Source organism: Stenotrophomonas sp. CFBP8980 (genome assembly GCF_034046095.1).
Taxonomy (GTDB): domain Bacteria; phylum Pseudomonadota; class Gammaproteobacteria; order Xanthomonadales; family Xanthomonadaceae; genus Stenotrophomonas; species Stenotrophomonas lacuserhaii.
Genome location: NZ_JAXCXF010000001.1, coordinates 1,152,167 through 1,178,875, shown reverse-complemented (window position 1 = coordinate 1,178,875; position 26,709 = coordinate 1,152,167). Strand labels below are relative to the sequence as shown.

At 65.4% G+C, this 26,709-nt stretch carries 23 protein-coding genes; 9 read left to right on the top strand and 14 right to left on the bottom strand.

The window, feature by feature from the left end; genetic code table 11:
* Positions 1 to 4: 4 nt before the first annotated feature.
* Together SOM47_RS05210 and SOM47_RS05205 are read right to left on the bottom strand one after the other, a co-directional pair.
* Positions 5 to 772, bottom strand: coding sequence for an SDR family oxidoreductase (locus SOM47_RS05210; protein ID WP_042612421.1), 768 nt, complete (start codon positions 770 to 772; stop codon positions 5 to 7).
* Positions 769 to 1,770, bottom strand: a complete 1,002-nt coding sequence (locus tag SOM47_RS05205; protein ID WP_320505063.1) for an aldose epimerase family protein — start codon at positions 1,768 to 1,770, stop codon at positions 769 to 771. Before SOM47_RS05205 ends, SOM47_RS05210 begins: the two co-directional genes overlap by 4 nt.
* Positions 1,771 to 2,094: 324 nt before the next feature.
* Here SOM47_RS05205 and SOM47_RS05200 point away from each other — a divergent pair, with 324 nt between their 5' ends.
* A complete protein-coding gene (locus SOM47_RS05200; protein ID WP_320504945.1) occupies positions 2,095 to 3,747 on the top strand; it encodes a M4 family metallopeptidase in 1,653 nt (550 codons plus the stop codon).
* A gap of 72 nt (positions 3,748 to 3,819) precedes the next feature.
* Here the strand turns inward: SOM47_RS05200 and SOM47_RS05195 are convergent, their stop codons facing one another.
* Positions 3,820 to 4,824 (bottom strand): LacI family DNA-binding transcriptional regulator, encoded by a 1,005-nt coding sequence (locus tag SOM47_RS05195; protein WP_042612418.1) that lies wholly within the window; start codon positions 4,822 to 4,824, stop codon positions 3,820 to 3,822.
* Between the two features lie 96 nt (positions 4,825 to 4,920).
* Here SOM47_RS05195 and SOM47_RS05190 point away from each other — a divergent pair, with 96 nt between their 5' ends.
* From SOM47_RS05190 to SOM47_RS05170, 5 genes are read left to right on the top strand one after another with little or no spacing between them, the layout of a single operon-like run.
* Positions 4,921 to 5,973 (top strand): sugar phosphate isomerase/epimerase family protein, encoded by a 1,053-nt coding sequence (locus tag SOM47_RS05190; protein ID WP_320504944.1) that lies wholly within the window; start codon positions 4,921 to 4,923, stop codon positions 5,971 to 5,973.
* Positions 5,974 to 6,000: 27 nt separating this feature from the next.
* Complete coding sequence (locus SOM47_RS05185; protein ID WP_042612416.1) at positions 6,001 to 7,218, top strand: nucleoside permease; 1,218 nt, start codon at positions 6,001 to 6,003, stop codon at positions 7,216 to 7,218.
* A 9-nt stretch (positions 7,219 to 7,227) separates the two neighbouring features.
* Positions 7,228 to 8,352: a Gfo/Idh/MocA family protein gene (locus SOM47_RS05180; protein WP_042612415.1), complete on the top strand. Its 1,125-nt coding sequence runs from the start codon at positions 7,228 to 7,230 to the stop codon at positions 8,350 to 8,352.
* A 19-nt stretch (positions 8,353 to 8,371) separates the two neighbouring features.
* Positions 8,372 to 9,235, top strand: coding sequence for a sugar phosphate isomerase/epimerase family protein (locus tag SOM47_RS05175; RefSeq protein ID WP_042612414.1), 864 nt, complete (start codon positions 8,372 to 8,374; stop codon positions 9,233 to 9,235).
* Between the two features lie 18 nt (positions 9,236 to 9,253).
* Positions 9,254 to 9,550 carry a c-type cytochrome gene (locus SOM47_RS05170; protein ID WP_042612413.1) on the top strand — a complete coding sequence of 99 codons (297 nt, stop codon included), beginning with the start codon at positions 9,254 to 9,256 and terminating at the stop codon, positions 9,548 to 9,550.
* Positions 9,551 to 9,579: 29 nt separating this feature from the next.
* On the opposite strand, the gene SOM47_RS05165 is transcribed toward SOM47_RS05170, so the two are convergent.
* The 5 genes from SOM47_RS05165 to SOM47_RS05145 form a co-directional block, all read right to left on the bottom strand.
* On the bottom strand, positions 9,580 to 10,323 hold the full coding sequence (locus tag SOM47_RS05165; RefSeq protein WP_320504943.1) for a 3-keto-disaccharide hydrolase: 744 nt from the start codon (positions 10,321 to 10,323) through the stop codon (positions 9,580 to 9,582).
* An 11-nt stretch (positions 10,324 to 10,334) separates the two neighbouring features.
* Positions 10,335 to 10,910, bottom strand: a complete 576-nt coding sequence (locus SOM47_RS05160) for a gluconate 2-dehydrogenase subunit 3 family protein (protein WP_320504942.1) — start codon at positions 10,908 to 10,910, stop codon at positions 10,335 to 10,337.
* Positions 10,910 to 12,598: a GMC oxidoreductase gene (locus tag SOM47_RS05155; RefSeq protein WP_320504941.1), complete on the bottom strand. Its 1,689-nt coding sequence runs from the start codon at positions 12,596 to 12,598 to the stop codon at positions 10,910 to 10,912. The genes SOM47_RS05160 and SOM47_RS05155 overlap by 1 nt, the downstream gene beginning before the upstream one ends.
* A gap of 30 nt (positions 12,599 to 12,628) precedes the next feature.
* A complete protein-coding gene (locus SOM47_RS05150) occupies positions 12,629 to 13,468 on the bottom strand; it encodes a TIM barrel protein (RefSeq protein ID WP_042612718.1) in 840 nt (279 codons plus the stop codon).
* Between the two features lie 293 nt (positions 13,469 to 13,761).
* Positions 13,762 to 14,337, bottom strand: coding sequence for a single-stranded DNA-binding protein (locus SOM47_RS05145; protein WP_320504940.1), 576 nt, complete (start codon positions 14,335 to 14,337; stop codon positions 13,762 to 13,764).
* Between the two features lie 751 nt (positions 14,338 to 15,088).
* Between SOM47_RS05145 and SOM47_RS05140 the strand changes: the two genes are divergently transcribed.
* A complete protein-coding gene (locus SOM47_RS05140) occupies positions 15,089 to 16,120 on the top strand; it encodes a LacI family DNA-binding transcriptional regulator (RefSeq protein WP_320504939.1) in 1,032 nt (343 codons plus the stop codon).
* A gap of 10 nt (positions 16,121 to 16,130) precedes the next feature.
* Positions 16,131 to 16,472 carry a hypothetical protein gene (locus SOM47_RS05135; RefSeq protein ID WP_320504938.1) on the top strand — a complete coding sequence of 114 codons (342 nt, stop codon included), beginning with the start codon at positions 16,131 to 16,133 and terminating at the stop codon, positions 16,470 to 16,472.
* Positions 16,473 to 16,753: 281 nt separating this feature from the next.
* Here the strand turns inward: SOM47_RS05135 and SOM47_RS05130 are convergent, their stop codons facing one another.
* The 6 genes from SOM47_RS05130 to SOM47_RS05105 form a co-directional block, all read right to left on the bottom strand.
* Complete coding sequence (locus SOM47_RS05130; protein ID WP_320504937.1) at positions 16,754 to 17,251, bottom strand: hypothetical protein; 498 nt, start codon at positions 17,249 to 17,251, stop codon at positions 16,754 to 16,756.
* Entirely contained in the window at positions 17,251 to 18,129 is an 879-nt protein-coding gene (locus SOM47_RS05125) for an endonuclease/exonuclease/phosphatase family protein (RefSeq protein WP_320504936.1), read from the bottom strand. Before SOM47_RS05125 ends, SOM47_RS05130 begins: the two co-directional genes overlap by 1 nt.
* Positions 18,130 to 18,210: 81 nt before the next feature.
* Entirely contained in the window at positions 18,211 to 18,597 is a 387-nt protein-coding gene (locus tag SOM47_RS05120) for an SseB family protein (protein WP_320504935.1), read from the bottom strand.
* Positions 18,598 to 18,831: 234 nt separating this feature from the next.
* Positions 18,832 to 20,550 carry an alpha-amylase family glycosyl hydrolase gene (locus SOM47_RS05115; RefSeq protein ID WP_320504934.1) on the bottom strand — a complete coding sequence of 573 codons (1,719 nt, stop codon included), beginning with the start codon at positions 20,548 to 20,550 and terminating at the stop codon, positions 18,832 to 18,834.
* A complete protein-coding gene (locus SOM47_RS05110; RefSeq protein WP_320504933.1) occupies positions 20,550 to 22,049 on the bottom strand; it encodes an MFS transporter in 1,500 nt (499 codons plus the stop codon). Before SOM47_RS05110 ends, SOM47_RS05115 begins: the two co-directional genes overlap by 1 nt.
* On the bottom strand, positions 22,046 to 24,262 hold the full coding sequence (locus SOM47_RS05105) for a glucosidase family protein (RefSeq protein WP_320504932.1): 2,217 nt from the start codon (positions 24,260 to 24,262) through the stop codon (positions 22,046 to 22,048). The genes SOM47_RS05110 and SOM47_RS05105 overlap by 4 nt, the downstream gene beginning before the upstream one ends.
* 237 nt (positions 24,263 to 24,499) lie before the next feature.
* On the opposite strand from SOM47_RS05105, the gene SOM47_RS05100 reads away from it, so the two are divergent.
* Complete coding sequence (locus SOM47_RS05100) at positions 24,500 to 26,575, top strand: glycoside hydrolase family 97 protein (RefSeq protein WP_414715756.1); 2,076 nt, start codon at positions 24,500 to 24,502, stop codon at positions 26,573 to 26,575.
* The last annotated feature ends 134 nt before the right edge of the window (positions 26,576 to 26,709 follow it).

The following is a 26,709-nucleotide window of genomic DNA, read 5'->3' as shown; positions in this document are numbered from 1 at the left end:
GGGCTCAGTAATAGAGTTGGCTGCGGCCGCCATCGATCAGGATGTCGGCGGCATTGATGAAACGGGCTTCGTCACTGGCCAGGAACAACGCGGTCTGCGCGACTTCCGACGCTTCGCCGATACGTTTGGGTGGCAGCAGTGCTTCCTGTTCCAGGCGTGCCTGGGCAGGATCGGGCTGTGATTCGAACCAGCGTTCGATGCGGTCCACCAGGATCAGCCCGGGCGATATGGAGTTGAACCGGATGCCCTTGTCGGCGTACTCCAACCCGAGCGCCTTGGTCAGGCCGATCAAGGCGTGCTTGGCCACGTTGTACGGGAAGGCGCCCTGGATGATGCGATGGCCGTGCACCGAGGCGATGTTGACCACCGATCCGCGGCCCTGCGCCAGCATGCAGGGCAGCACGGCGCGGGCGAAGTTCCAGTGGCCGCCGAGGTTGACGTCCAGGTTGCGTTGCCAGGTCTGCGAAGACAGCTCCAGCGGCGCGGAAAACACATCCATGCCGGCATTGCTGACCAGCACATCCACGCGGCCGTGGGCGGACACCACACGTTCCACGAAGGCCGCCACCGCATCGGCATCACTGACATCGCCCTGCTGGAAGAGCGCACACACCGCGTCCTCAGCGCAGGGCGCGGACTGGTCGTAGCCGGCCACGATGGCACCGTGCGCCTGGAACAGTCCGGCGATGGCACGGCCGATGCCGTTGGCGGCACCGGTGACGATCGCCACCTTGCCGGCCAGCCGCTGTGCGGGGTCAGTCACTGCATTCATGGGGTGTCCTTGCTGAAGCGATAACGGATGCGGTTGCGGTAGACCGCACCGGGCTGCAACGTGATGTCCGGCAAGGCGGGCTGGTTCATCGCATCGGGATAGGCCTGCGGTTCAATGCAGATGGCCGCGTGTGCGTGATATGGCCTGCCCGATGCCCCCTGCAGGCTGCCATCCAGGAAGTTTCCCGAATACACCTGCACGCCTGCCTGGTCGCTCAGCACGTCCAGCACGCGGCCGGAATGCGGGTCATGCAGGCGCGCCGCCGGGCGCACGCCGGCGTCTGCCGGGGCATCGAGAATCCAGTAATGATCCAGGCCGCCGGCGAGCTGCAACTGCGGATCGCCAGTGACGGACAGCGCCTCGCCGATCAACCGCGCGCGGCGGAAGTCGAACGCGCTGCCGGCCACCTCTGGCCGTTGTCCGGTGGGCGTGAGCGCTGCGCTCAGCGCCACCATGCGCGATGCAGGCAGTGTCAGAAGATGTGCGTCCACCGCGCCCGCCCCTTCGCCGGCGAGGTTCCAGAACGGATGATGGGTCAGGTTGACCACCGTGGGGCGGTCGCAGGTGGCGGCGTAGTCCACGTGCAGGGTGTCAGTGTCATCCAGCCGATAGTCCACGGTGACCGTCAGCGCGCCCGGGAAGCCCTGGTCGCCATGCGGGCTGACCAGTTGCAGCCGCGCCCGGTCACGGCGCACGCCCAGCCATTGCCAGTCACGGGCATCGAATCCGTCGGGTCCGCCATGGTGGGTGGTGAGGCCATCGACTGAATCGAGCGGATGATGCTGGCCCTCGAGCAGGAAGCCGGCCGTGCTGATGCGTCCCGCTACCCGGCCGATGCTGGCACCAAAGAAGGACCGATCCGACGTCCGCTGGCGCTGCTCGGCATGGCCCAGCACCACGTCTGCGAACTGCCCGTCACGGTCCGGCACCCACATGGCCGCCAGGGCGGCGCCGCGCTGTGCGATCTCTGCCCGTAGCCCATGGGCGTTTTCCAGCATCACCATGCAATCCACGCTCCACGCCAAGGAACTCCAACGGCACCACGATTCCATAGTTCGGAGGCGGTGCGACACGGCCAACGGCCTGGATTGCAATTAATCAAATAATACTACAAATGAAAAGTTGCACCGCAGCATGGTCTGCGTCCTGCGTGCTTGCCTTTCCTGCCCTCCCCCATACCCAGCAGCACCTACGGATTTATTGCCACAAGGGTCAGGCACTCAAGTACACGAGGGTAAGGAGAAACGAGAATCACGCCAGGCGTGGAGGCCGATCCCACCTGGCACGGGGCCGCGCAGGCCCCGCCGTCGCATCCGCCGCCGTTGCTGCGGCGCTCGCCCCGCACCACGGTGACCTCGTCGGCGGTAACTCCCGTGAAAGCCCGATCTTCCTGCAGGGCTACCGCTCCGGCATCCATCCAGCGAGGAGTGCCACCCATGATCCACCTGCCATCCCGCAGCCTGCTGTCCCTTACCCTGTGTTCCGCCGCGTTGCTGGCCGTGCCTGCGGCGGCCGCCGAGCGCATTGTCCTGCATCGGCTCGATCTCGCGGCGACCCCGGCGTTGGCCCGCGGCAACACCGGGACCACTGGACTTCCGTCGGTGCTCGGGCTCGATGCCGGTTCCAGCTTGCGACTGCTGTCCAGCCACGTCGACCGCAACGGCGTGCAGCATCAGCGCTTCGAACAGTTGCATCACGGCGTACCGGTATTCGGTGAACATGTGGTGGTCGCCACCGCTGCCACGGGCCAGGTGCGGAGCCTGTTCGGCACGGCGGTCGCCTCGCTGCAGGCCGAGGTTCCCGATGTGGCACCCCGCATCGAAGGCGCGCGTGCTGCGGACATCGCCAAAGCCAGTGCCCCCGGGATGCGCGCCGGCGGCATGCGGATACAGAACCAGAACCAGCGACTGATGATCCATCTCGATGCACACGCGGTGGCACGGCTGGCATGGGTGGTGGATTTCCTGGCCGAGGGCGAGCACCAGCCAGCCACCCGCCCTTTCACCATCGTCGATGCGATGGACGGCAACGTGCTGGAGCAATGGGAGGGCCTGGCCACGGCGAAGATCGGTATCGGCCCGGGTGGCAACGAGAAGACCGGACAGATCGCCTACGGCGCGAATGCGCCCCACCTTGACGTCACCACTGACGGCGCGACGTGCAGGCTGGAGAACGACAACGTAAAAACCATCAACCTCAACCACGGCGGATCAGGCGCGGTCACGGCAGCACACAGCTTCAGCTGCCCGCAGAACACAGTCAAAGCCATCAATGGCGCCTACTCCCCATTGAACGACGCGCACGCAGCCGGCGGCACTGTGTTCGACATGTACCGCGACTGGCTGGACACCGCACCGCTGCGGTTCCAGCTGAAGCTTCAGGTCCACTACTCGCGCAATTACGAGAACGCGACATGGAACGGCCGCGTCATGTCCTTCGGCGATGGGCAGAACATGTTCTATCCACTGGTCTCTCTGGATGTGGTCGCCCATGAGGTCTCCCATGGTTTCACCGAACAGAACTCCGGGTTGATCTACAACGCACTGCACTCCGGCGGCATGAACGAGGCGTTCTCGGATATGGCAGGCGAAGCCGCCGAGTACTACCTGAAAGGCAAAAACGACTTCCTGGTGGGTGCCGGGATCATCAAGCGAGACGCGGCGCTTCGCTACTTCGAAGACCCGACGCGTGACGGCAGGTCGATCGGGCATGCGCGCGATTTCCGTCCGGGCACGAACAATCATTACTCGTCCGGCGTCTACAACAGGGCCTTTTACCTGCTTTCGCACCGCGAGGGCTGGGATACCCGACAGGCGTTCATTGTGATGGCCACGGCCAACCAGAACTACTGGACACCGAGCAGCACGTTCGAAAGCGGCGCCTGTGGCGTCATTGCCGCCGCACGGGACCTGGATTACCCGGTAGAAGACGTGGTGATCGCATTCGATGAAGTCGGCGTGCGCTGCGATGCCTGAGCGCGCCGTGGCGTGATGCCGACAACGGGATCCGGCAGGCATCGCGCCTGCCGGGTCATCGCCGCGCCGTCATCACTTCCTTGGCCCACCCGTCGAGCCGCGCACCATCAGGCTGAAATCCAGCGTCTGCTGAAGTGGCACATCCCGACCTTCGATGATGGCCAGCAACAGACTGACCGCGCAGGCGCCGATTTCCCGCATCGGTTGCCTGACAGTCGTCAACGCCGGCGTCAGGTAGCGGGACGAGGCAAGGTCGTCGAAGCCCACGATGGACAGGTCATCCGGCACGCGGACGCCCAGGTCCCGGCAAGCCGCCAGCGCGCCCAGCGCCATCTGGTCGCTGACGCAGAAGATCGCCGTGGGAGCGGGCGTGCGGGCCAACAGCGCCAGCGCCGCGGCATGGCCGGATTCCACCGAAAAGTCGCCAGGCTCGACGACAAGTTGGTGCAGACGGCCGCGCGCCTTGCCGGCCGCCCGCACGCCTTCCAGCCGTTGCTGGTGCAGCGGATTATCGGGCGGCCCGCCGATGACGGCGATCCGCTCGTGGCCCAGTGCATACAGGTGTTCCATCACCGCCCGTGCAGCGGCCGCGTTATCGATGTGGACGCTGGGGATGCCCAACGCGGGATCGAACTCGCAGCCATTCACCACCGGCGCGGCGGCGCCCCGCTGCTGCACGATCGCGCGCGCCGTCGGCGGCAGGCGATGGCCCAGCACGATCAGGCCGTCGGCCTCGTTGCGGCGGAGCATCTGCGCATAGCGCTCCTCGCGATCGGGCTGATGCTGCGTGTCGCCCAGCAGCACGGCGTAGCCGACCGCCTGCGCGGCGTCCTCCGCGCCCTGCAGGATCTGCGCGAAGAACGGATTGGCGATGTCCGGAACAGTGACCAGGATCTTGCCGCTGCGCTGGGTTTTCAACGTCCTGGCCACCGTGTTGGGCACGTAGCCCAGTGCGGCGGCGGCCTGTTCGATGCGGCTGCGCGTGGTCGGCAGGACCTTGTCCGGACGGGACAGCGCGCGCGAAACCGTTCCAGCGGAGACGCCGACGTGTTTTGCGATGTCGTAGATAGTGGCCATGGTTTTTGGTCTTCGGTTGCGCTGTGCACTGCACAACAGCTCTTCCAGGAGGCCCTGCTAGGATAATGCAATCGATTGCATCGAGGGCGAATCACCTTGAAGACGGTCAAAGGTCCCGCGCTGTTCCTGGCGCAGTTCATCGGCGACACACCGCCCTTCAACCGGCTGGACACCATGGCCGGATGGGCGGCAGGGCTGGGCTATCGTGGCCTGCAGGTACCCACCAGCGATCCCCGTCTGTTCGATCTGGCCGAGGCTGCGCGCAGCCAGGCGTACTGCGATGACATCGCCGGCACACTGGCCGCGCAGGGCGTAGAGATCACCGAGCTGTCCACCCACCTGCAAGGGCAACTGGTCGCCGTCCATCCCGCCTACGACAGCCTGTTCGACGGCTTCGCACCGCCAGAAAAGCGCGGTGACCCGGCCGCCCGCCAGGTCTGGGCGGTGGAGCAGCTGATGCTGGCCGCCAAGGCCAGCCAGCGCCTGGGACTGACGGCGCATGCCACGTTCTCCGGCGCGCTGGCCTGGCCCTACTTCTATCCCTGGCCGCAACGCCCGCCCGGGCTGGTGGAAGAAGCCTTCGCCGAACTCGGCCGCCGCTGGCGTCCCATCCTGGATGCCTTCGATGCCTGCGGGGTGGACCTGTGCTTCGAAATCCACCCGGGCGAGGACCTGCACGACGGCGCGACCTTCGAGCGCTTCCTCGACGTGGTGGACCACCATCCGCGCGCGAAAATCCTGTACGACCCCAGTCACCTGCTGCTGCAGCAGATCGACTACCTCGGGTTCATCGACCGCTATCACGCGCGCATCGGCATCTTCCATGTCAAGGACGCGGAGTTTCGCCCCAGCGCGCGCAGTGGCGTGTATGGCGGCTACCAGGACTGGATCGATCGTCCCGGGCGGTTCCGCTCGCTCGGCGACGGCCAGATCGACTTCAAGGCGATTTTCTCGAAGTTCGCCCAGTACGATTTCCCGGGCTGGGCGGTGCTGGAGTGGGAGTGCTGCCTGAAGCACGCGGAAGACGGCGCACGGGAGGGCGCTGCCTTCATCGGCGACCACATCATCCGCGTGACCGAGCGTGCCTTCGACGACTTCGCCGACACCGGCGTGGATACGCAGTCACTGCATCGCATGCTGGGGATCTGAGCCATCACCGCCCTGGGAGGGGTAGCCATGACGTACGCCATGTCGCGCTTGGGCGCGATGATGTTCCTGCAGTTCTTCATCTGGGGCGCATGGTTCGTGACCCTGGGCACGTACCTGGTGCAGGGCCCGCTGCAGGCCAGCGCCAGCCAGGTGGCGACGGCCTTCCTCAGCCAGTCGATCGGCGCCATCGTGGCGCCCTTCCTGGTCGGCCTGGTCGCCGACCGCTACTTCGCTGCGCAGCGCATCCTCGCGGTGCTGCACCTTGCCGGCGCGGTGCTGATGTGGATGGCCTCCACGGCGACCGACTTCGGCACGTTCTCCGCCTGCGTCATGGGCTACATGCTGCTGTTCATGCCGACCCTGGCGCTGGCCAACAGCGTGGCGATGCGGCACATGCAATCGCCTGAAAAGCAGTTTCCGCTCGTGCGTGTCGCCGGCAGCGTCGGCTGGATCGTGGCGGGCGTGCTGATCGGCTGGCTGGGCTGGGAGCAGGCGCATCGTCTCGAGCTGACCTTCCAGATGGCGGCGATCGCCTCGGTGGCACTGGGCCTGTATGCCTTCACCCTGCCGCACACACCACCGCTGGCCCGGCAACGCGACGCCGGGCTGGGGCAGATCCTGGGGCTGGATTCGCTGCGGCTGCTGAAGTCGCGCTCCTACCTGGTGTTCTTCCTGGCTTCCATCGCCATCTGCATCCCGCTGGCGTTCTACTACAACTTCACCAACCCCTACCTCAACGACCTCGGCGTGCGCGGCGCGGCGGGCCTGCAATCGCTGGGCCAGGTATCCGAAGTGCTGCTGATGCTGGCGATGCCGTTCCTGTTCGTGCGGCTGGGCGTCAAGGCGATGCTGGCCGTGGGCATGGCCGCGTGGGTGCTGCGCTACGTCATGTTCGCCTTCGGCGATGCAGGCGGCGGCTTCTCCCTGCTGGTGATCGGCATCGTGCTGCATGGCATCTGCTACGACTTCTTCTTCGTCACCGGCCAGATCTACACCGATGCGCATGCCGGCCCCGCCGCGCGCAGCAGCGCACAGGGCTTCATCACCCTGGCCACCTACGGCGTGGGCATGTTGATCGGCACGTTCCTGTCCGGCGCGGTGGTGGAGCACTACACCACCGCAGCCGGACCGGACTGGCAGAAGATCTGGCTGTTCCCCGCAGGCGTGGCGCTGGTCGTGCTGGTCGCCTTCCTGCTGCTGTTCCGCGACCGGCCGGTGGTCGCCGCCGCCCCTTCCACACCCTGAGGACCACAGATGCGCACGCTTGGAATCGCCATTGTCGGCACCGGCATGATCGGCGCAGTGCACCGTCGCGCGGCCCTCCTCGCCGGCGCCACGGTACGCGGCGTGGCCGCCTCATCGCCGCAGCGCGCACGCGAGGTGGCGCAGTCGTGGAATGTCCCGCGCGCCTACCGCGATATCGACGAAGTCCTCGCTGATCCGCAGGTCCAGGTGGTGCACGTCTGCACGCCCAACCATCTGCACCGCGGCATGGCGCAGGCGGCACTGGAAGCGGGCAAGCACGTGATCTGCGAGAAACCGCTGGCGACCACGCTGGAAGACGCACAGGCCTTGGCAGCACTGGCCGCCTCGACCGGGCTGGTCGCCACGGTGCCCTTCGTCTACCGCTACCACCCGGTGGTGCGCGAGGCCCGCGCGCGCATCGCCCAGGGCGAACTGGGCCCACTGCACCTGATCCACGGCAGCTACCTGCAGGACTGGCTGCTGGATCCGGCCAGCAACAACTGGCGCGTGGACCCGGCACTGGGCGGGGCGTCACGCGTGTTCGCCGACATCGGCTCCCACTGGTGCGACCTGGTGGAGTGGGTCGGCGGCGAGCGGTTCGTCGACGTAAGCGCGGCGTTCGCCACCGTGATAGGCGAGCGCGGCACCCTGACCGGGCAGAGCTTCAGCACGCCGGCGGCGGGCGGCGCGATGCAGCCGGTCGCGAGCGAAGACGTGGCCGCGGCGATGTTCAGGACCAGCGCCGGCGCCCTCGCCTCGCTGACGGTCAGCCAGGTCTCGGCAGGCCGCCACAATCGTCTCTGGTTCGAGATCGATGGCGCCAAGGCGAGCGTGGCATTCAACCAGGAAGATGCCGAGCGGCTGTGGATCGGCCTGCCCGACCAGCGCGAAGAAATCTTCGTGCGTGGGCCGGGTGCCGGCACTGCCGAACAACGCCGGCTGTCGGCCTTGCCGGCCGGCCACGCGCAGGGCTATGGCACCTGTTTCGAAGCCTTTGTCGCCGACACCTATCGGGCCATCGAAGGCGAGCAACCGCAGGGCCTGCCCACCTTCGAAGACGGCCTGCGCTCGGCGTTGATCGTCGACCGCGTCATCGCATCGGCCAGGACGCGCGCCTGGACCCCCATCGGTTGAATCCCCGGAGGATCTGTTGATGAACATCGCTGCACGCACCGCCCCTCTCGTTCTGCTGTTGTGCGCTGTCCTGCCCGCCTTCGCCGGCGAAGCCACCGCCCCGCAGAAGCCCATCGCGGTGCAGATGTATACGCTGCGCGACGCCGGCACGCTGGACCAGCAGTTGAAGATCGTCCACGACGCCGGGGTGCATGCGGTGGAGACCGTCGGCACGCAGAACGTAACCGCAGCCGAACTCAAGCAGCTGCTGGACCGGTATGCGATCAAGGCGGTGTCCTCGCACGTGCAGCTGGCAGAGCTGCGCAACGACCTGGACAGCGTGATCGCCTTCAACCGCTCGATCGGCAACACGACGCTGGTGGTCCCGTACCTGGACGAGAAGGACCGCCCGACGGACGCCGTCGGCTGGACCGCGCTCGGCCAGGAACTGGGCCGCCTCGCCAAGCGGGCGCGGTCCCAGGGAATGCGCATGGCTTACCACAACCACGATTTCGAACTGGTCGATTTCGACGGCACCACCGGCCTGGAGCTGCTGTTCGCCGCGGCCGGGCCCGATCTGCAGACCGAGCTGGACCTGGCCTGGGTAGCGCGTGCCGGCCATGACCCGGCGCTCATGCTCGGGAAATTCCGCGGCCGGGTGTTCGCGGTGCACGCCAAGGACAATGCGCCCAAGGGCCAGGCCGAGGACGAAGGCGGTTTCGCGGCGGTCGGCCAGGGCGTGCTGGACTGGAACACGATCCTGCCCGCTGCGGCAGCCGCCGGCGTGCAGTGGTACATCGTCGAGCACGACCATCCGCGCGATCCGGCCGCCATCATCCAGACCGGCGCGGACTATCTGCGCAACCACCTGACCGCCACCCTGCCAGCCAGCGCACCGCGCTAGCACGCCAAGGAAACCCACTTGAACAAGATCCTGACAACCGCCGTGGTTCTATCGGCGGCGACCTTTGCGAACGCGGCGTGGTCCAAGGACGACCCCGCCGCCGGCGCGCAGCTCTATGCAACTCACTGCACGGCCTGCCACGGCGCCGATCGCGCGGGCATGCCGGGCGCGTTCCCTGCGCTCACCGACGTCGGAAAGCGCCTGCAGCCGGCGCAGATCAAGGAAAAGATCAGCAAGGGCGGCGGCCTGATGCCACCCTTTTCGCAGCTCTCCCAACAGGAGATCGACGACATCACGAGCTTCCTTGCGAAGTAGAATCGCGGCGCCGGGATGGCGCCGTGCGGTTACAGTTCGCGCACCCAGATGTTGCGGTAGCTGACTGCGGAATCGTGCTCCTGCAGTGAGATCGGCGCGCAGTCATGCGGCGCATACGAGGGGGCACCGATGTACTCGGTCCTGCCCGCCAGCACGGTATCGTCCTGCACCAACACGCCGTTGTGCAGCACGGTGATGCGCGCGGGCGAGGTCAGCCCGCCGCCCTGCGAGAAGCGCGGCGCCTTCCAGATGATGTCGTAGACCTGCCACTGGCCCGGCGGCCGCGAGGCATTCACCAGCGGCATCGCCTGCTTGTAGATCGAGCCGGCCTGGCCGTTGGCGTAGGTCGGGTTGTTGTAACTGTCCAGCACCTGCAGTTCGTACAACTCCTGCAGGAAGATGCCGCTGTTGCCGCGGTCCTGGCCCTCGAAACCGGCCGTTGCGCTGGGCGAGCGCCATTCAACGTGCAACTGCATATCGCAGAACCGCTGCCGGGTGCGGATGCCTTTGCTGCCCGGCACCACCGTCATGGCGCCATCGTCGACGCGCCACGGCACGCGTCCACCCTGCTCGGATTCCCACGCGGAAACATCCCTGCCGTCGAACAGCACGATGGCATCGGAGGGCGCGCCGCCGGTGGGGGTGGCCACGCTCGCAGGCACCGGTTTCCAGACCTCGGTCCTGGTCGGATCCCGCGCGGGGTCGCCGCTGGCCTGCGCGAACACAGGCGCGGTTGCCAGCAGGCAGGCGGCAGCCAGCAGGGGGCTGGTCATCGTGTTCTTCATCAGCTGGTCCCCCATGCGGGCGTGCCGGGAACATAGGCGACGTCGCCCTCATAACGGCCCGGTACGGCGACGTACTTCAAGACTTCGGTCGCGCCGATTTTCGAGGTGAAGAAGCCGAAGATGGTCAATTGCTTGAACATCGTGAAGTAGTGCGGCACCGCGGCGGCGGCTTCTGCGGTGCCCGTGTCGTCCACCTCGACAATGCGTTTCCTGGCCTCCGCATCCAGCGTGCGCAGCAGTTCGGTGCGGTCCTGCGCGGTGAGCGCCACGAAGCGGCCACCGGCGCGTTTGTCGATATCAACCAGGCCGGCGCGGAACGCCGCCTGCTGCTCGGCGGTGTAGCAGTCGCTGACAAACGTCGCCATGAACGCACCCGCGCCGGCGTCCTTGGCCCCCGGCGTGCCGGTGCGCGGAAGGATGGTCTCAGCGATCTCGTCCAGCGTGGCGACATCGGCGGCGGAGAAGGCGCTCTTCGACCCCGCGGCAGGCACCTGTCCGTTGGCCAGCGCAGGCAGGCCGACCATCGCCGCACCGGTGGCGGCAACGATCATCTTCAGCAGTTCGCGGCGGTCCATCAGAGGTTCCCCGCTTTCAGTTCACGCACCGCGTGGTCGGCAGCACGCGCGGTCAGGGCCATGTAGGTCAGCGAAGGATTCACGCAGGCGCTGGAGGTCATGCAGGCGCCGTCGGTGACATAGACATTGGGCGCGTCCCAGACCTGGTTGTGCTGGTTCAGCACCGAATTCCTGCGCTCACGGCCCATGCGCGCGGTCCCCATTTCGTGGATGCCCTTGCCCGGGGCGTAGTCGTTGTCGTGCATCTTCACGTCCTTCACCCCGGCGGCCTCCAGCATCTCGGCGGCGTCTGCGGCCATGTCCTTGCGCATCGCCGTTTCATTCGCGCGCAGGGACACGTCCATCGCCAGCACCGGCAGCCCCCACTTGTCTTTCTTGTCGCTGTCCAGGCGGATCGTATTGTCATGGTGCGGCAGCATTTCTCCGAACCCGGTCATGCCGATGCGCCAGTCGCCCGGCACGGTCAGCGCGTCCTTCAGATCGGCGCCGATGTTCATTTCGGCGATCTCGCGCGACCAGCCGTTGCGGCTTGCACCCCCCTGGTAACCGAAACCGCGGGAATAGCCACGTTTGTCATCGGTGAGGACGTTGCGGAAACGCGGGACGTAGAAGCCGCAGGGGCGGCGACCGAAGTAGTACTTGTCATCGTAGCCTTCGACCCGGCCGGAGGCCCCCGCGCCGAAATGGTGGTCCATCACGTTGTGCCCAAGCTCGCCGGACGAAGACCCCAGCCCGCCTTCCCAGACATCGGTGGCCGAGTTCATCAGCAGCCAGGTCGAGTTGAACGAGGAGGCATTTAGGAAGATGACGTTGGCGGTGTACTGGTAGGTCTGTCCGTTCTCGGCGTCTATTATCTCCACGCCGCGCGCCCGCTTGCGGTCCTTGTCGTACAGCACTTCCTTGACGATCGAGAACGGCCGCAAGGTCAGGTTGCCGGTCTTCATCGCCGCCGGCAGCGTCGCCGACTGGGTCGAGAAATACGCGCCGAACGGACAGCCCAGGATGCACTTGTTGCGGTACTGGCAATTGACTCGGCCCTGTTCGACCTTGGGCTGGGTGATGTTCGCGGTGCGCGAGTGGATCATGTGGCGCGTGCCGCCGAAGGCCTGCTTGATCCGCGCAGCCACGTCCTTCTCGACGATGTTCAACGGGATCGGCGGCAGGAACTCACCGTCCGGCAATACGTCCAGCCCCTCGCGCGTACCGGCGATCCCGGCGAACTTCTCCACGTGGTCATACCAGGGCGCAATGTCGGCGTAACGGATCGGCCAGTCGGTGGCGATGCCATCCTTCAGGTTCGCCTCGAAATCCAGGTCCGAAAGGCGATAACTCTGCCGGCCCCACATCAGCGAGCGACCACCCACGTGATACCCGCGGAACCAGTCGAACCGTTTGGTCTCGATGTAAGGCGAGTCTTTCTCGTTGGCCCACATGCCCTCGAGATTCTCGGCAAGGCCGTAATCACGCATCAGCACCGGGAAGTCCGCCTTCATCGCCTGCGTGGGCCGGTTGCGATGCGGGAAATCCCATGCCTCCTTCATCGCGTTGACATAGCCCTTGACGTGCTCGATGTTGCGTCCGCGTTCGAGCATCAGCACCTTGAGGCCTTTTTCGGTCAGTTCCTTTGCCGCCCAACCGCCACTGATTCCGGAGCCGACGACGATCGCGTCGTAATGATTGTCTGCCATGGGTTCTGCTTCACCTTGGTGGATATCGTTTCAGACGTCGCAGAGGCGTATCGCCTCGCGCAGCGAGCCAACGGGATCGGGCGCTGCAGGCATGAATTCCTGCGCCAGATACCCATCGAAGCCGGTGTCGCGGATCGCGCGACAGATGGCGGGGTAATGCAGTTCCTGCTGGTCTCCTATCTCGTGTCGGCCAGGCACGCCTGCGGTGTGGTAATGCTTGAAATATGCGTGATGCCTGCCGATGGTGGCGATGATGTCGCCCTCCATGATCTGCATGTGGTAAATGTCGTAAAGCAGGCCGAAATGCGCCGAACCGATCCGCTGGCACAGATCCACGCCCCAGGCGGAGTGGTCGCACAGATAATCAGGATGATCGACCCTGGAGTTCAGCAGCTCCATCACCAGCACTACGCCGCGCTTCTCGGCATGCCCGAGGATGCGCTTGAGGCCAGCCTCGGCATGCGCCATGCCCTGCTGGGGGTCCATGCCGTTGCGGTTGCCGGAAAAACAGATCAGGTTGCGATAACCGGCATCGGCCACCAGGTCGATGTGTCGCGTGTAGCGCGCCACCAGTTCATCGTGGAACCGGCGGTCGGCGAAGCCCTTTTCCAGGCTGATCTCCGCGCCGTTGCACATGGAGCTGTCCACGCCATGGGCCTTCAGCGTGGGCCAGTCGTTCGGGCCGACCAGATCGATGGCGGAAAAGCCGAGGTCCTTGACCGTCTGGCAGAGCTGGGCGACCGACTGTTGTGGGAAGGTCCAGCGGGCGACGGAGTGCTTGAGGTTGCCTTTGAGTGAGGTGGCGGTGTCTGCGGCGCGCGCGGGCAGAACGGCGGCAGTGCCCAGGCCGACGCTGCCAGCGATGGCCATGCGCAGCGCATCCCGTCGCGTCAGCACTCGGCCTTGGATCGATCCAGTCGGATGGCTGGGCATCTGCTTTCCGGCCTCCCAACCGGTATCAAACGCAACGATTCATCGAAATGCAATCGATTGCACCATAGGCCGGGCCGTCGTTTTTTTGCAAGACGCAGTGCACGAAAATACGTGATGCGGGGCACAATGCGTGGTGTGTCGTGCCCCTTTGGCAGGCCCGTCGGACACAAAAAAGCCCCGTCGAAACGAGGCTTTCTGAAACGTCTTGAAAGCTGGCAGCAGACTCTCCGTCAGAACGGAATATCGTCGTCAGCGAAGTCGTCCATCGGCGGCGCCTGCTGCGGCTGCTGCTGCGGACGCTGCTGGCCGTAGCCGCCGCCCTGGCCGCCCTGGCCGCCTTGGCGCTGACCGCCGCCACCACCGCCGCCGTATTCCTGGCGCGGGGCCTGCTGGCGCTGCGGACGATCACCGCCGTAATTGCCACCGCCACCGCCACCGCCACCTGCTCCGCCACCGCCGCCGCCGCCTTCACCGCGGCCGCCGAGCATCTGCATTTCATCGGCAATGATGTCGGTGGAATACTTTTCCACACCATCCTGGCCGGTGTACTTGTCGTAACGCAGGCTGCCTTCGACGTACACCGAGCTGCCCTTGCGCAGGTATTCACCTGCGATTTCGCCGAGCTTGCCGAAGAACACCACGCGGTGCCATTCGGTCCGCTCCTGCTGGTTGCCATCCTTGTCCTTGCGGACGCTGGTGGTGGCCAGACTGATACGGGTGATGGCCATGCCGCCTTGGGTGTACTTCACATCCGGGTCGTTGCCGAGGTTGCCGACCAGGATGACTTTGTTGATGCCACGCGCCATAGGAGTGTTCTTCCGTTGTCCGGGGACGGTCCGGGCGGGCCTTGGGGGCGCCGGCGCGGGACCGCCCCAGTGAATTGGGGGGATTGCAGAACGCCCCATGTTACCACTGGACGGGCGCTGGACTCGGGTGGGATTGGGTCGTGCGGGGTCGGGTTCTGCCTGTGTGGGGGCCGGGCGAGCGGGGTTTGGCGGTATGGGGTTTCCGGGGGCCGGCGGGGATGTTGGCCTGCGGGGGGATCCCGCCGAGCGTGGCTCGGCGCTACCGGTGTAGGGGGCGGCGAGGATGTTGGCCTGCGGGGGGATTCCGCCGAGCGTGGCTCGGCGCTACCGGGTCATGGGGGCGGCAGGGTCGCGCGGGCGGCTGGGGGCGGGTAGCGCCGAGCCGTGCTCGGCGTCGCGCACCTGCAGATTGCAGTTTTTCTCATAGCCGCTCGCGCCCTGCCCGCGCAGGATGACGGGGCTGGTCCAACGAGGCCAGCCAGGATCACAGTCCTGCGTAAGACGCTTCACCCCGCACTTTGCCCATGCTTGGCGTCCGGGCAGAGAATGCATCGTCCCGTCGGTTCCATGGCGGGCGGTGCGCGGGGATCTTCGGATCCGCCGGGAAAATAGCGGGGTAGCGTCCCCGGTACTGTGACCCGCACCGTCCGCCACCTCGTGCCTCGGCGCAGGTGGCCTTCCGGCGTGGCTCAAACCAGCGACCCGCGACAGCCCGTGGCATCATGAAGGCCGTCACCCCAGCGCCGCGTTCATGACCATCAAAGGCAAAGCCACGTCCCTGGACATCGCCCACCTGGCCGGGGTTTCTCAGCCCACGGTGTCGCGCGCCCTGCGTGGCAGCCCGATGGTCAATGCCGAGACCCGCCAGCGCATCATCGCCATCGCCCGCGAACTGAACTACAAGGTCGACAAGAACGCCTCCAGCCTGCGCCTGCGCAATGCCGGCACGCTGGCGCTGCTGTTCTTCGAAGACCCCACCACCGACGATTCGTTGATCAATCCGTTCTTCCACGCGATGCTGGGCTCGATCACCCGCGCCTGCGCCCTGCACGGCCGCGACCTGCTGGTGTCGTTCCAGCAGCTGTCCACCGATTGGCATACCGATTACGAAGACAGCAACAAGGCCGACGGCATCATCCTGCTGGGCTATGGCGACTACCACGAATCGCTCACCCGCCTGCAGCGGCTTGTCGAACAAGGCACGCATTTCGTGCGCTGGGGCGCCGCCCTGCCCGGCCAGCCCGGCGTATCAATCGGCAGCGACAACTACCAAGGCGGGTTCGACATCACCGCCCACCTGCTGGGCCAGGGCTGCACCCGTATCGCCTTCCTCGGCCATGCCTCCAGTCATTACCCGGAGTTCCAGGAGCGTTACCGCGGGCACGTGGCTGCACTGGAAGCGCGTGGCCTGGCGGCCGATCCGCAGTTGCAGGTCGACGCCATCACCACCGAGGAATACGGGCAGACCGCCTGCGAACTGCTGCTGACACGTGGCGTGCCATTCGATGCCATCTGCGCGGCCAGTGACCTTATCGCCATCGGCGCGCTGCGCGCCCTGCGCGAACACGGCCTGCGCGTACCGCATGATGTGCGCGTCACTGGGTTTGATGACATTCCCCTGGCGGCTTCGGTATCGCCGCCGCTGACTACCGTCGCGCAGGACACCAAGCAGGCCGGACAGCTGTTGGTGGAGAAACTACTGGCGCTGGTGGCCGGCGAAACCGCCGAAGGGATGAGCATTCCGGTGAAACTGGTGCTGCGCGAATCATCGCAGCAACGCTGAAAGGACCCGCATGGCTGCTGAAGAAACACCGCTGAGGGTGGTGATGATCTACGGATTCTCCGGCGCGTATTCAGGCACGGCGGAGTTCGATTGGAAGGCGCCGGAAGTCGGCGATCGGCATAACTGCATGCTGTTCCTCAGCCAGCCGAGCGAGGAGGATGCGTTCGACGAGGCACTGGCCGAGTGCGCGCGCTTCGGCATGGGCGATATACAGGACCTGCGCTGCGGCAGGCTCCGGGTGGAGGTGCTGAACACGGATCTCTACCGCGGCTTTGTCTGCTTCTACGAAGAAGCACTGAACAACGGCAGTTCACTGCTCTGGTACCCGCACAAGAAGCCGGACGCCGGGTGACACGCGCGTGGGGTGGGTCAGCGCTGGGACCCAAGACGCTATGTGGAGAGTGCAAGGCTAGTGACGGCCACTGGCCGTCAGGTCGGCTGGTGCATGTGTGTCTGCATGACGACCAGCGGCCGTCACTACCCGTCAAACCCTACGCCTCCTGGACGCCCCCTGGACGGAGTTTCCCAGCGTAAGGTGTCGGCGCCAGCCCGGCCGGACCGGCATTTCAATCAGCAGCGAAAACCATCACCAGCGTGGCACAAGAAACCACGCAGGCCGAACCAAACTGCAGATCATTCCTCGGTCTGCACAGGATCATCCGACGCCGAATTCGGCAGCGCAACGCCCGCCGTGGTTAAGAGCTTCGCGATCTCCCGCCCTGCGTATGCGGTCGACAGCAGCTCGGTCAAGGCAACCTCGAGTCCGCCACCGTCCTGACATGTGACCTCGCGCCCGGCGTACTTCAGCTTTACCGGATAGCCAGCATCCGATCGGGACCACTCACAAAGGTCGACCTGATGATTTCCGATAGTAGCCCTCAAAGCGTAATGAGAAATCTCATACTCAGGCATATCGTCAAGCGTCATCCCAAGGATCCCCGCACGCTGCTTCTTTAGCGAGGCCGCCGTCATCTTCATGACCGAGCCAATCTTGAAGACGAATCCATTCAGACCTACTTCAGCAAACTGCGAACTGGCTCTGGCTAGAACCCCTCTAATCTCCTCCTGATTCTTGTCGGCATTTTCTTTGGCTGCCATCCCCTGACGAAGCGCCTTGACGAAATCAACCATTAAACACTCCAGTTCAATTGAGCAACCACCGGAAGGTGATCGAAATTAGCTTCTTTGCTCCTGCCACCAATGCCAGACAAGGGAATCACGCCAACGCCCGATTCATCCAAGACCCAGCTATCACCTGTGAGCAAATCGTGCGTAAACATAATTTGATCGAACAGCCACCAAGTTTGATTCCTGGCACTGCCGTATCGATGTGTGCCGTGCCTTATCGGAAGGCCCGTGAAAGGATGCGACCACGGCCCAGATAGATGCTTCCAGAAGGGGTTGTAGATTTTGCCATTAGCCAATGCCAGAGAGCTGTCCCGAACAGCACCTAGGTGGTGGAAAATAGAGTCACTGTATGGCTCATCATTATAATCGCCCATCAGGACCACCGGTCTTTGCATACGCATTTCGGAGACTATGTCAAGAAGTTTAGAACCCAGGTAAATCCGCTCCTGGCTTCTGTCGGGCATGTAAAGACGGCTTGGCCAATGGGACAGCACAACCGCCAACTCATCCTTGCCAGCTTCGAAAGTGACCACAATGCCAACACCAAGCCGCAGCGCCTTGCCCCCTGACCTAGCAACGTGATGAATGATCATCTCTTCGGACAATCGCAACTTTCCGACTCGATACACCACGCACATATTGCAGCGAACTTTTCCATCCTGCGCATGTAGCGACCTCACCCCATATCCAAGGTCATTCACGACAAGCTCCAGCGCGCGAACGTCCTCGACGGATATCTCACATAATCCAATCAGGTCGGACTGATGAGATCCGATCAACTCACCCAGAATCGAGATTGCAGCCGAACGCTTTGAATCGGAGGCTGCGCGGCCAATTCCGTTGAGGATTCCAACGTTCCACCAAAGAAGGCGAAGTTCCATCGTGCGCCGAGTGCCTAAAATCAGATGATCCAATTTACGCGAACATTGCCTATTCTGCGATGCGAAATATGGATCGACCTGCTACAAAGTTGCGAAATCCTTGAGGATTTCACCCACTCCCGTCGGCGAAATCTCAAAGCCCAGCGTGGTGCCGGGATTGATCACCACGCCGTAGCCGCCCGGTACGCGGCGCAGCACGTCGAGCATCAGCCAGCGGATCTGGTGCGGGGCCTGTTCGGAATGGACGCCGACGCGCGCCGGGGCAGTGAACACGGCGACGTGCAGCACGCCTTGCTTGTCGAACAACAGCGGGTCGAAACCGCTACCGTCGGGGGTGACCAGGCTGCCGGTGAGCAGCACCACCTCGGAGGCGACGAAGGCCTGCATGAAGGCCTTGATCGGCAATTGGCCGGCCATGGCGGTCTGCAGCAGGGTTTCGATCGGGGTCTGGGGCGGAAGGTCGGTCATGGCGGGTGCAGCACGGCGGGCGGAAGCGTGATTGTACCTGCGGTAGTGAGGGCCGCTGGAGGGCTGTGGTGGGTGACGACCGTTGGTCGTCACGCTCTTGATTCAAAGACAACAGCGTGACGACCAACGGTCGTCACCCACCGGAGCAGGGGCATGACGGCCAGCGGCCGTCACCTACCGGAGCGGAGGCAACAGCGTGACGACCAACGGTCGTCACGCACCGGAGCGGGATGGTCAGGGAGTGGTGAGTTTGCGGGTGCGGGCGTGCTGGTCGGACATGGCGCGGTCGAGTTCGGCGCGTAGCGCGTCCTGCTGCACTGGGGCATCCAGTATGAACACCTTGATGCCGTGCGCGGGGACATCGGCCTGAAGGGCGCCGGAGACTTCCACGCTGCCGCCGTCAAGGGCGTCGCGCCAGGTGCCGGGCTGCAGGTAACGCTTCACCTCGATGCGCGTTGCTGCATCCCCCTTGTTCAACAGCACCAGAGCCGTCTGCTTGACGCCGTCGAACTGCAGCACGCGGAAGAACACCGCTTCGTTGCCCTGCAGACGCTCGTTGACCTGCAGCCCGCGCTGCAGTGCCGGGGTCGTCTCGCGCAGTTTCGCCACGCGCTGCAGCGGCCCGAAGATCGGACTCTGCGCTGCGGCGTCCACGCGCTGCTGGCCGAAATACGCACGGTTGCCGGCGTGCTCGGCGCGGCCGCGCATGAAGCCGGTTTCCGATCCGTAGTACAGCACCGGAATGCCGCGCGCGGTGAACAGCCAGTTGTTCGCGTCGATGAAGCCGGTATCGCTGGCATCCAGCCGCGGCATGTCGTGGTTGTCGTAGAAACTCATCAGCTCGTACGGGTTGGCGTACGGTCCGCCCAGCAGGTGCAGTGGCTCAGCCAGCGTCTCGAAACCCTTCTGCTTCAGCCCGAAGGTCTCCTCCATCGCCCCGCGCGAGGGAAAATCCAAGACGCTGACATTGGCATTCGCCGGCCAGGTGTGCTCGGCGATCTTCGACGCGTCGTAGTCGAACGCTTCGCCGAACATGAACATGCCCGGATGCTCGGCGCGCACGCGGCGCACGAACGCGTTCCACCACGGGTGCGGCAGCCAGCCGATGGTATCGATGCGCAGCGCGTCCACGCCCTGCGCGGTCCATTGCAGGTAGGCACCCACCAGGTAATCCATCACCGCCGGGTTGTGTTCGTTGAAGTCGCCCAGCTCAGCCAGGTTGCCGTCGAAAATCGAACCCTTCGACGAATCCACCGGGCCGATGTTGTTGTAGAACGCATGCAGCCGGTTGTGCTTCGGATCCAGCTGCTGCGGCGCCAGGTTTTCGTGGTCGGCGATCAACCTGCCGTCCTTGTCGAAGATCTGCCCGAACTGCGGCTGGCGCACCGGCATGGTCCATGAAGGCGAGCCGTGGTTGCCGACGATGTCCAGCACCACCTTCAGCCTGGCTGCGTGCAGGCCCCTGGTGAAGTCGGCGAACTGCAGGCCGGCGCTGGGCAGGTGTTCGTCCAGCTTGTAGAAATTGGTGCCCCAGTACCCGTGGTAACCGGTCTTGCCGCGGTCGGTCAGGGTACTGGTGCAGCTGATTTCCTTGCTGCCGGTGAACGCCTGGTCCGGGTTGTCGACGATGGGGGTGATCCACACTGCGCCGAAGCCGAGGTTGCGGATGTAGTCCGCGTTGTCGAGCACGCCCTTGAAGTCACCGCCGAGGTAGCCGATGTTGCCGTCCACCTTGTCCGGGCACGGCACCGGGATATCGAACGTGCGGTGCTTGCCGCCCTGGTCGCGATGGTCGTTGGAGGGGTCACCATTGACGAAGCGGTCGGTGACCACGAAATAGACCGCATCACTGGCGAACGGTTCGGTGGTGCCTACGTACTCCGGGCGCGGGGCGGCCAGCACCTGGCCAGCGAACAGGGCGAAACCTACAGCAACAGACAGACGCACACGCATCACACCACCTCCGGACGGGACGGAACACGCAGCACGCACAGGCCGGCCACGAGCAGGCTGCAGCCGCCCAGTACCAGCACCTGCATCGGCTGGCCACCCAGCCATGCGCGCAGGGCAAAACCAAGCGCGCTGGCGGCCACCAGCTGCGGGATCACGATGAAGAAATTGAAGATGCCCATGTACACGCCCATCTTCGCCGCCGGCACGCTGTCCGACAGCAGGGCATAAGGCAGGGACAGGATGGACGCCCAGGCGAAGCCCACGCCCACCATCGACAACAGCAGCCAGTGCGGATCGTCGATGAACATCATCGACGCCAGCCCTGCCCCGCCCAGCCACAGGTTGACCAGGTGGCTCCAGCGCAGCCCGATGGCGCGCACCATCAGCGGGATCAGCAGGGCGGCAAGGGCAGCAAAGCCGTTGTACGCACCGAACAGCACGCCGACCCAGTTGGCCCCTTCGTTGTAGGCGGCCGACTGCGGATCGGTGGAACCGAAGTGGGTGCCGGCCACTGCGGCGGTGGTGTAGATCCACATCGCGAACAATGCGAACCAGGAGAAGAACTGCACCCACGCCAGCCGCCGCATGGTGCCCGGCATGTGGCGCAGGTCATCGACGATGGTGGCCAGCATGTGGGTGCCGGGCAGCACCCGCGCCACGCCCAGCAGGATGCCGTAGGCCGCACACAGGCCGGCCAGCACGTACAGCATCTTGTCCCCGCCCTGCCAGGCGATCAGCGCCGCCAGCACGATGCCCACCACCAGCCACAGCACAATCTGCGCCCACGGCGGAACGCCGCGCGCGGCCACCGCATGGGCGTGCGGCGGCTCGGCATCGGCGAAGCCGGCCAGCTCGGTCGGTGAGTATTCGCGCGTGCTCAGTACGGTCCAGGTGATCGCCGCCAGCAGCACCACCGCGCCGAAGTAGAACGCATAGCGCACGGTATCCGGCACTTCGCCCGGCGCGGCGGTATTGGCCACGCCGAAGTGGGCGAGGATGAAGGGCAGGAAGCTGGCCACGATGGCGCCCACGCCGATGAAGAAGCTCTGCATGGCGAAGCCGGTCGGCCGCTGGCGCGGTGCCAGCTGGTCACCGACGAAGGCACGGAACGGCTCCATCGATACGTTGATGGACGCATCCAGCACCCACAGCGTGCCAGCGGCGATCCACAGCGTGGGCGAGTTCGGCATCACCAGCAGCGCCAACGTGGTCAGCACCGCGCCGATCATGAAGAACGGGCGGCGACGGCCCCAGCGCGTCCAGGTGCGGTCGGACAGATAGCCGACTATCGGCTGCACCAGCAGGCCGGTCAGCGGTGCGGCGATCCACAGCCCGGGCACCGCGTCCATTGACGCGCCCAAGGTTTCGAAGATGCGGCTGGCGTTGGCGTTCTGCAGCGCGAAGCCGAACTGGATGCCGAGGAAACCGAAGCACATGTTCCAGATCTGCCAGAACGACAGCTGCGGTTTGTCAGGCCGGCTGACAGCGGGACGGCTCATGGGCGATCCCCTGCGAGCGGGGCGATGGGTGCCAGCAGCAGCGCCTTGACGTCCGCCTCGTTGAGCACGCCCGCGCGGCCGCCCTTGCCGCCGGTGTAGTGGGCGAAGTGCTGAAGCGCGCTCATGTTGAAGCCGTCCTGCAGCTGGAACGTGCACGCGCTGGCAGGCAGGTCGAACTCGGCCGCGGTGGATTCCTGCACCGCCACGCTATGCGGCATCACCATCGTATGCGTCTGTACGGGCTGGCCGGCGCAGCTTACCGCGAGCTGCTTCACCGCAGCGGTGACCCCGGTGTTGATCGGGCCGTTGGGGTTGTTGAACTGCAGCCGCACGCGCACGCGACCGGCCGCGGGTTGCGTCCACGACCAGCGCTGCGCACCGGGCAGGCGCTGCTGCGGGCCGATGCAGGTGGTCGGGCTGTGCAGCGATTCCAGCGCGTTTTCGCGATAGGTCAGGCTGAGGCAGTGCTGCAGGCCGTCATCCGCCATGCGGGCCACGCCATCGTGCACGTCAACGGCTGCACCATCGCGCCACAGCACGTGCTGGGCCGGCACCCTGATGGTCCACGCTTTGCCGTCCTGCTTGGCCGAAGGCGCGGCAGGCGTCGCGGGTGCATAGGCGGCCGCATCAACGGCAGTACGTGCCCTCTGGGCACGCACCACACGCTGCGGAGAAGTCGCCGCGGGCGCCAGCTGCACCGTCGTGGTGTCACCGTCGCGCTGTACTTTTCCGGCCACCAGCAGCTCACCCTGCAGCACGTCAGGCTTAAGCAGCACATAGCGCTTGCCCTCCATCTGCAGCGTGATGCGGTCACGCGTACCGAACAGTTCCGGCACCAGCGCGACCGGCAGCTTCGGCTGCACTCGGCCGTCGGTTTCCATGCCGAACACGCCCTGCAGCACCATGTCCAGGTAGCCGGCGACCGACCACAGCTGGCGTTCGGAGTTCACCACCGGCCCACTCAACTTACCTTCGTCGACGTGGATCTTCTGCGTCAGCAGCTCGTAGTTTTCCATGTTCGAACCGGCCAACGCAGCACCGCGCATCAGCGACTGCACTTCGCCGGTGATGCGCGGCGCATCGTCCAGCAGGCGCGCGGCGCGCAGCGAATACGCACTGACGAACGGCCAGATCGCGCGGTTGTGGTAGACCGGCTGGTTGCCTTCCTGCGGCCACACCACCGGGCTGCCGGCCGCACTCGCCGGATACGCAGCCAGCGCGCGGCGTGCACGCTCGGTCGGCAGCACGCCGGCCAACACACCCAGCGACGTCGCCAGCAGATCGTACTTGGCGTAGGGCACCGGGTGCGCGGCTTCGCCGATGTAGCTCATGTACTGGCCGGCATCTTCGCGCCAGAAGCGCGCATCGATCCGCAGCCCCAGCGCATCGGCCCAGGCTTTGTACTGCGCCGCGCGCGTGGCATCGCCGTGCTGATCCGCCAACTGCTCGCCAAGCCGAAGGGCCTGGTAGTGCAGCACGTTGGTGGACAGCGCGAAGGAATCGCCGATGAAGCGCACGTCCTCGCGGGTCCAGTCCGGATAGGTCTGCTCGCGCCAGTCCAGGAACGAGGTCTCGCCCCGGTACAGTCCGGTGGCCGCGTCGAACACCATCGCCCGGTCCTGCGCCAGCGTGCCCTGCAGCGCCTGCCAGACCTGATCGGCGAAGGCGGTGTCGTCCAGCAGGTGGCGCGCGGCGAGGAACCACACGATGCGATCGCTGCTGATCGGCCAGCTGCCACCGGAGCCGGTGTCCTGCGCCACGAACAGGCCGGAGGTATGGCCATCGCGTGCTTCGGACAGCTTGAACTGCAGCGACTGTCGGGTGCGCTGCGGATCCAGCCGTGCCAGCGCCAGGTCGGCGGCGAAGCTGACATCGCGCGTCCAGACATACGGCCAGTTGGCACCGGTCTTGAAGCACTCGCACGGCACCGGGCGGCCCTCGTCAAAGGAGGGATCGCGGATCGCCTCCACGCGGTCCTGGTCCAGTTCCTGCTGCGCAAGCGCGAACAGGGCATCGAACATCGGGCTGGCGGTATCGCTGCGCATCGGCTGCGCGGTAATGCGCACTTGGCGATCCGGCGTGTGCAGCACGAAGCCGCCACCGGCCACGGATTCGGCGCGCGCCGTGCGGCCAGCGAATTCCAGGTCGGCGGCATGCGCGGCCGAACCCAGCGTCGTCGCGATGGCGACGGTCAGGCAGATCATCTTCAGCATCGAAGCGGACGACCGGCTTGCGCCTGTCACCCTCCCTCCCTCTTTGCATGTTGTAGGTCCCTGCCTGCCAAGCGGCCGGCGGGGGCGCAACGCCTCCCTCAAGGCATCGTGCGGACATGGTAGACGGCAGGCGCCGGAGGCGGTCTGCCTGCATACGTATTCATGGCCTGTCGGGTCAGGCGGCCGTACCGGCTGGGCTATGGTCGGCGCAGTTCCTGCATCACCCTGGGAGGGGAAATGTCGCTGTTTTCATTGTTGCTGCGTGGGCACAGCAGGCCGTGGCTGGGCCTGGCCCTGCTGTTCGCCAGCCCGGTCCTGATGGCTGCCACCACCCCGTCGGCCAGTGTCGAATCGCCGGGGAAGATCCTGAAAGTGACGCTGCAGGTGGACGGCGGGACGGCCCGCTACCAGGTGGAGCGACTGGGCGATGCGGTGGTGGACGCATCCAAGCTGGGCTTCGAACTGCGCGATGGCCGGCTGGACCGCGATTTTGAAATCACCGGCAGCAGCACCCGCCGCTTCGATGAAACCTGGGAGCAGCCCTGGGGCGAACGCCGACTGACCCGCAACCACTACAACGAGCTGACCGTTTCCCTGCGCCAGACCACCGGCGAAAAACGCCGGCTGGACGTAGTGTTCCGGGTGTTCGATGACGGCGTGGGCTTTCGCTACGTGTTTCCGCAGCAGCCGGGACTGGCCGAGGCGATCATCGATGAGGAGCTGACCGAGTTCGCCATCGCCCAGCCGTCCACGGCCTGGTGGATCCCGGCCGGCGAGCCGATCCATTATGAATACCTCTATGCGCGCACGCCGCTGCAGGAAGTGCCGTTGGCGCACACCCCCATCACCCTGCGCAGCGACGCCGGGCTGCACGTGGCCATCCACGAAGCCGCGCTGGTGGACTATGCCGGCATGTGGCTGCGCCGCACCGAAGGCCAGCGCCTGCGCGCGCAGTTGTCACCGTCCGCCGATGGCTGGAAGGTCCGCCGTGCCCTGCCCTTCAGCACGCCGTGGCGCACGCTGCAGATCGCCGACCGCGCGGGTGGACTGGTCGAATCGGACCTGATCCTCAACCTCAACGAACCCAATGCGCTGGGCGATGTCAGCTGGGTCAAGCCATCGAAGTATCTCGGGGTGTGGTGGTCGATGCACCTGGACGAGGAAAGCTGGGCCACCGGCCGGCGCCACGCCGCTACCACCGCCAAGACGAAGAAGGTGATTGATTTCGCCGCCGCCAACGGCTTCCGTGGCGTGCTGGTGGAAGGCTGGAATCCCGGCTGGGACGGCAACTGGGTCGGCAACGGCTACGACTTCGACTTCACCCGCGCGACGCCGGATTTCGATATCGAGGCGCTGTCCGCGTACGGTGCGAAGAAGGGCGTGCACCTGGTGGGCCACCATGAAACCGGCTGCGCCATCGACCATTACGAGGACCAGCTGGGCGCGGCGCTCGATCTGTATGCGCGCCTGGGCGTGGATTCGTTCAAGACCGGCTACGTCTGCGATGACGGCCAGGTGGACCGACGCAACCCGGCCGGTGGCCCGCTGCTGCGCGAATGGCATGACGGCCAGTTCATGGCCCGCCACCATTTGAAGGTGGTGCAGGAAGCGGCCGCACGCAGGCTCGCGGTCAATCCGCACGAACCGATCAAGGACACCGGCCTGCGCCGCACCTATCCGAACTGGATATCGCGCGAAGGCGCACGCGGCATGGAGTACAACGCGTGGGGCCAGCCGCCCAATCCGCCCGAGCACGAGGTCAACCTGGTGTTCACCCGGATGCTGTCCGGGCCGATGGATTACACCCCCGGGGTGCTGTCGTTGAAGGGCCGCCATGGGCAGGCCATTCCCAGCACGCTGGCCCGCCAGTTGGCGCTGTACGTGGTGCTGTACAGCCCGATCCAGATGGCCGCCGACCTGCCCGAGCATTATCAGCAGCACCTGGACGCCTTCCAGTTCATCAAGGACGTGGCGGTGGACTGGGAACAGACCCGGGTGCTGGATGGCGAGGTCGGCGACTTCGTCACCATCGTCCGCCGCGACCGCAACAGCCGCGACTGGTTCCTGGGCAGCATCACCGATGAGCACGGCCGCGTGCTGCCGGTATCACTGGGCTTCCTGGAACCGGGCGTGCGCTACACGGCGGAGATCTACCGCGATGGCGACGGCGCGGATTTCCGCACCAATCCTTTTGCCTTCGCGCGCGAGACCCGCGAGGTCACCAGCTCCGACCAGCTCACCCTGATCCTCGGCCCCGGCGGCGGCCAGGCCATCCGCTTCAAAAAGGGGACGGAGGGAATTAATTCAAATTAATTCCCTCCGTCCCCTTTTTGTAATCGCTTACACCGCATGTCGTTGCATTGAATACGTATGCAGGCTGATTCCAGCGCGCGGCGCGCTGCATACCATAGCGTCGCAGTCAGCGGCCACCGTGCCGCGACCCGTAT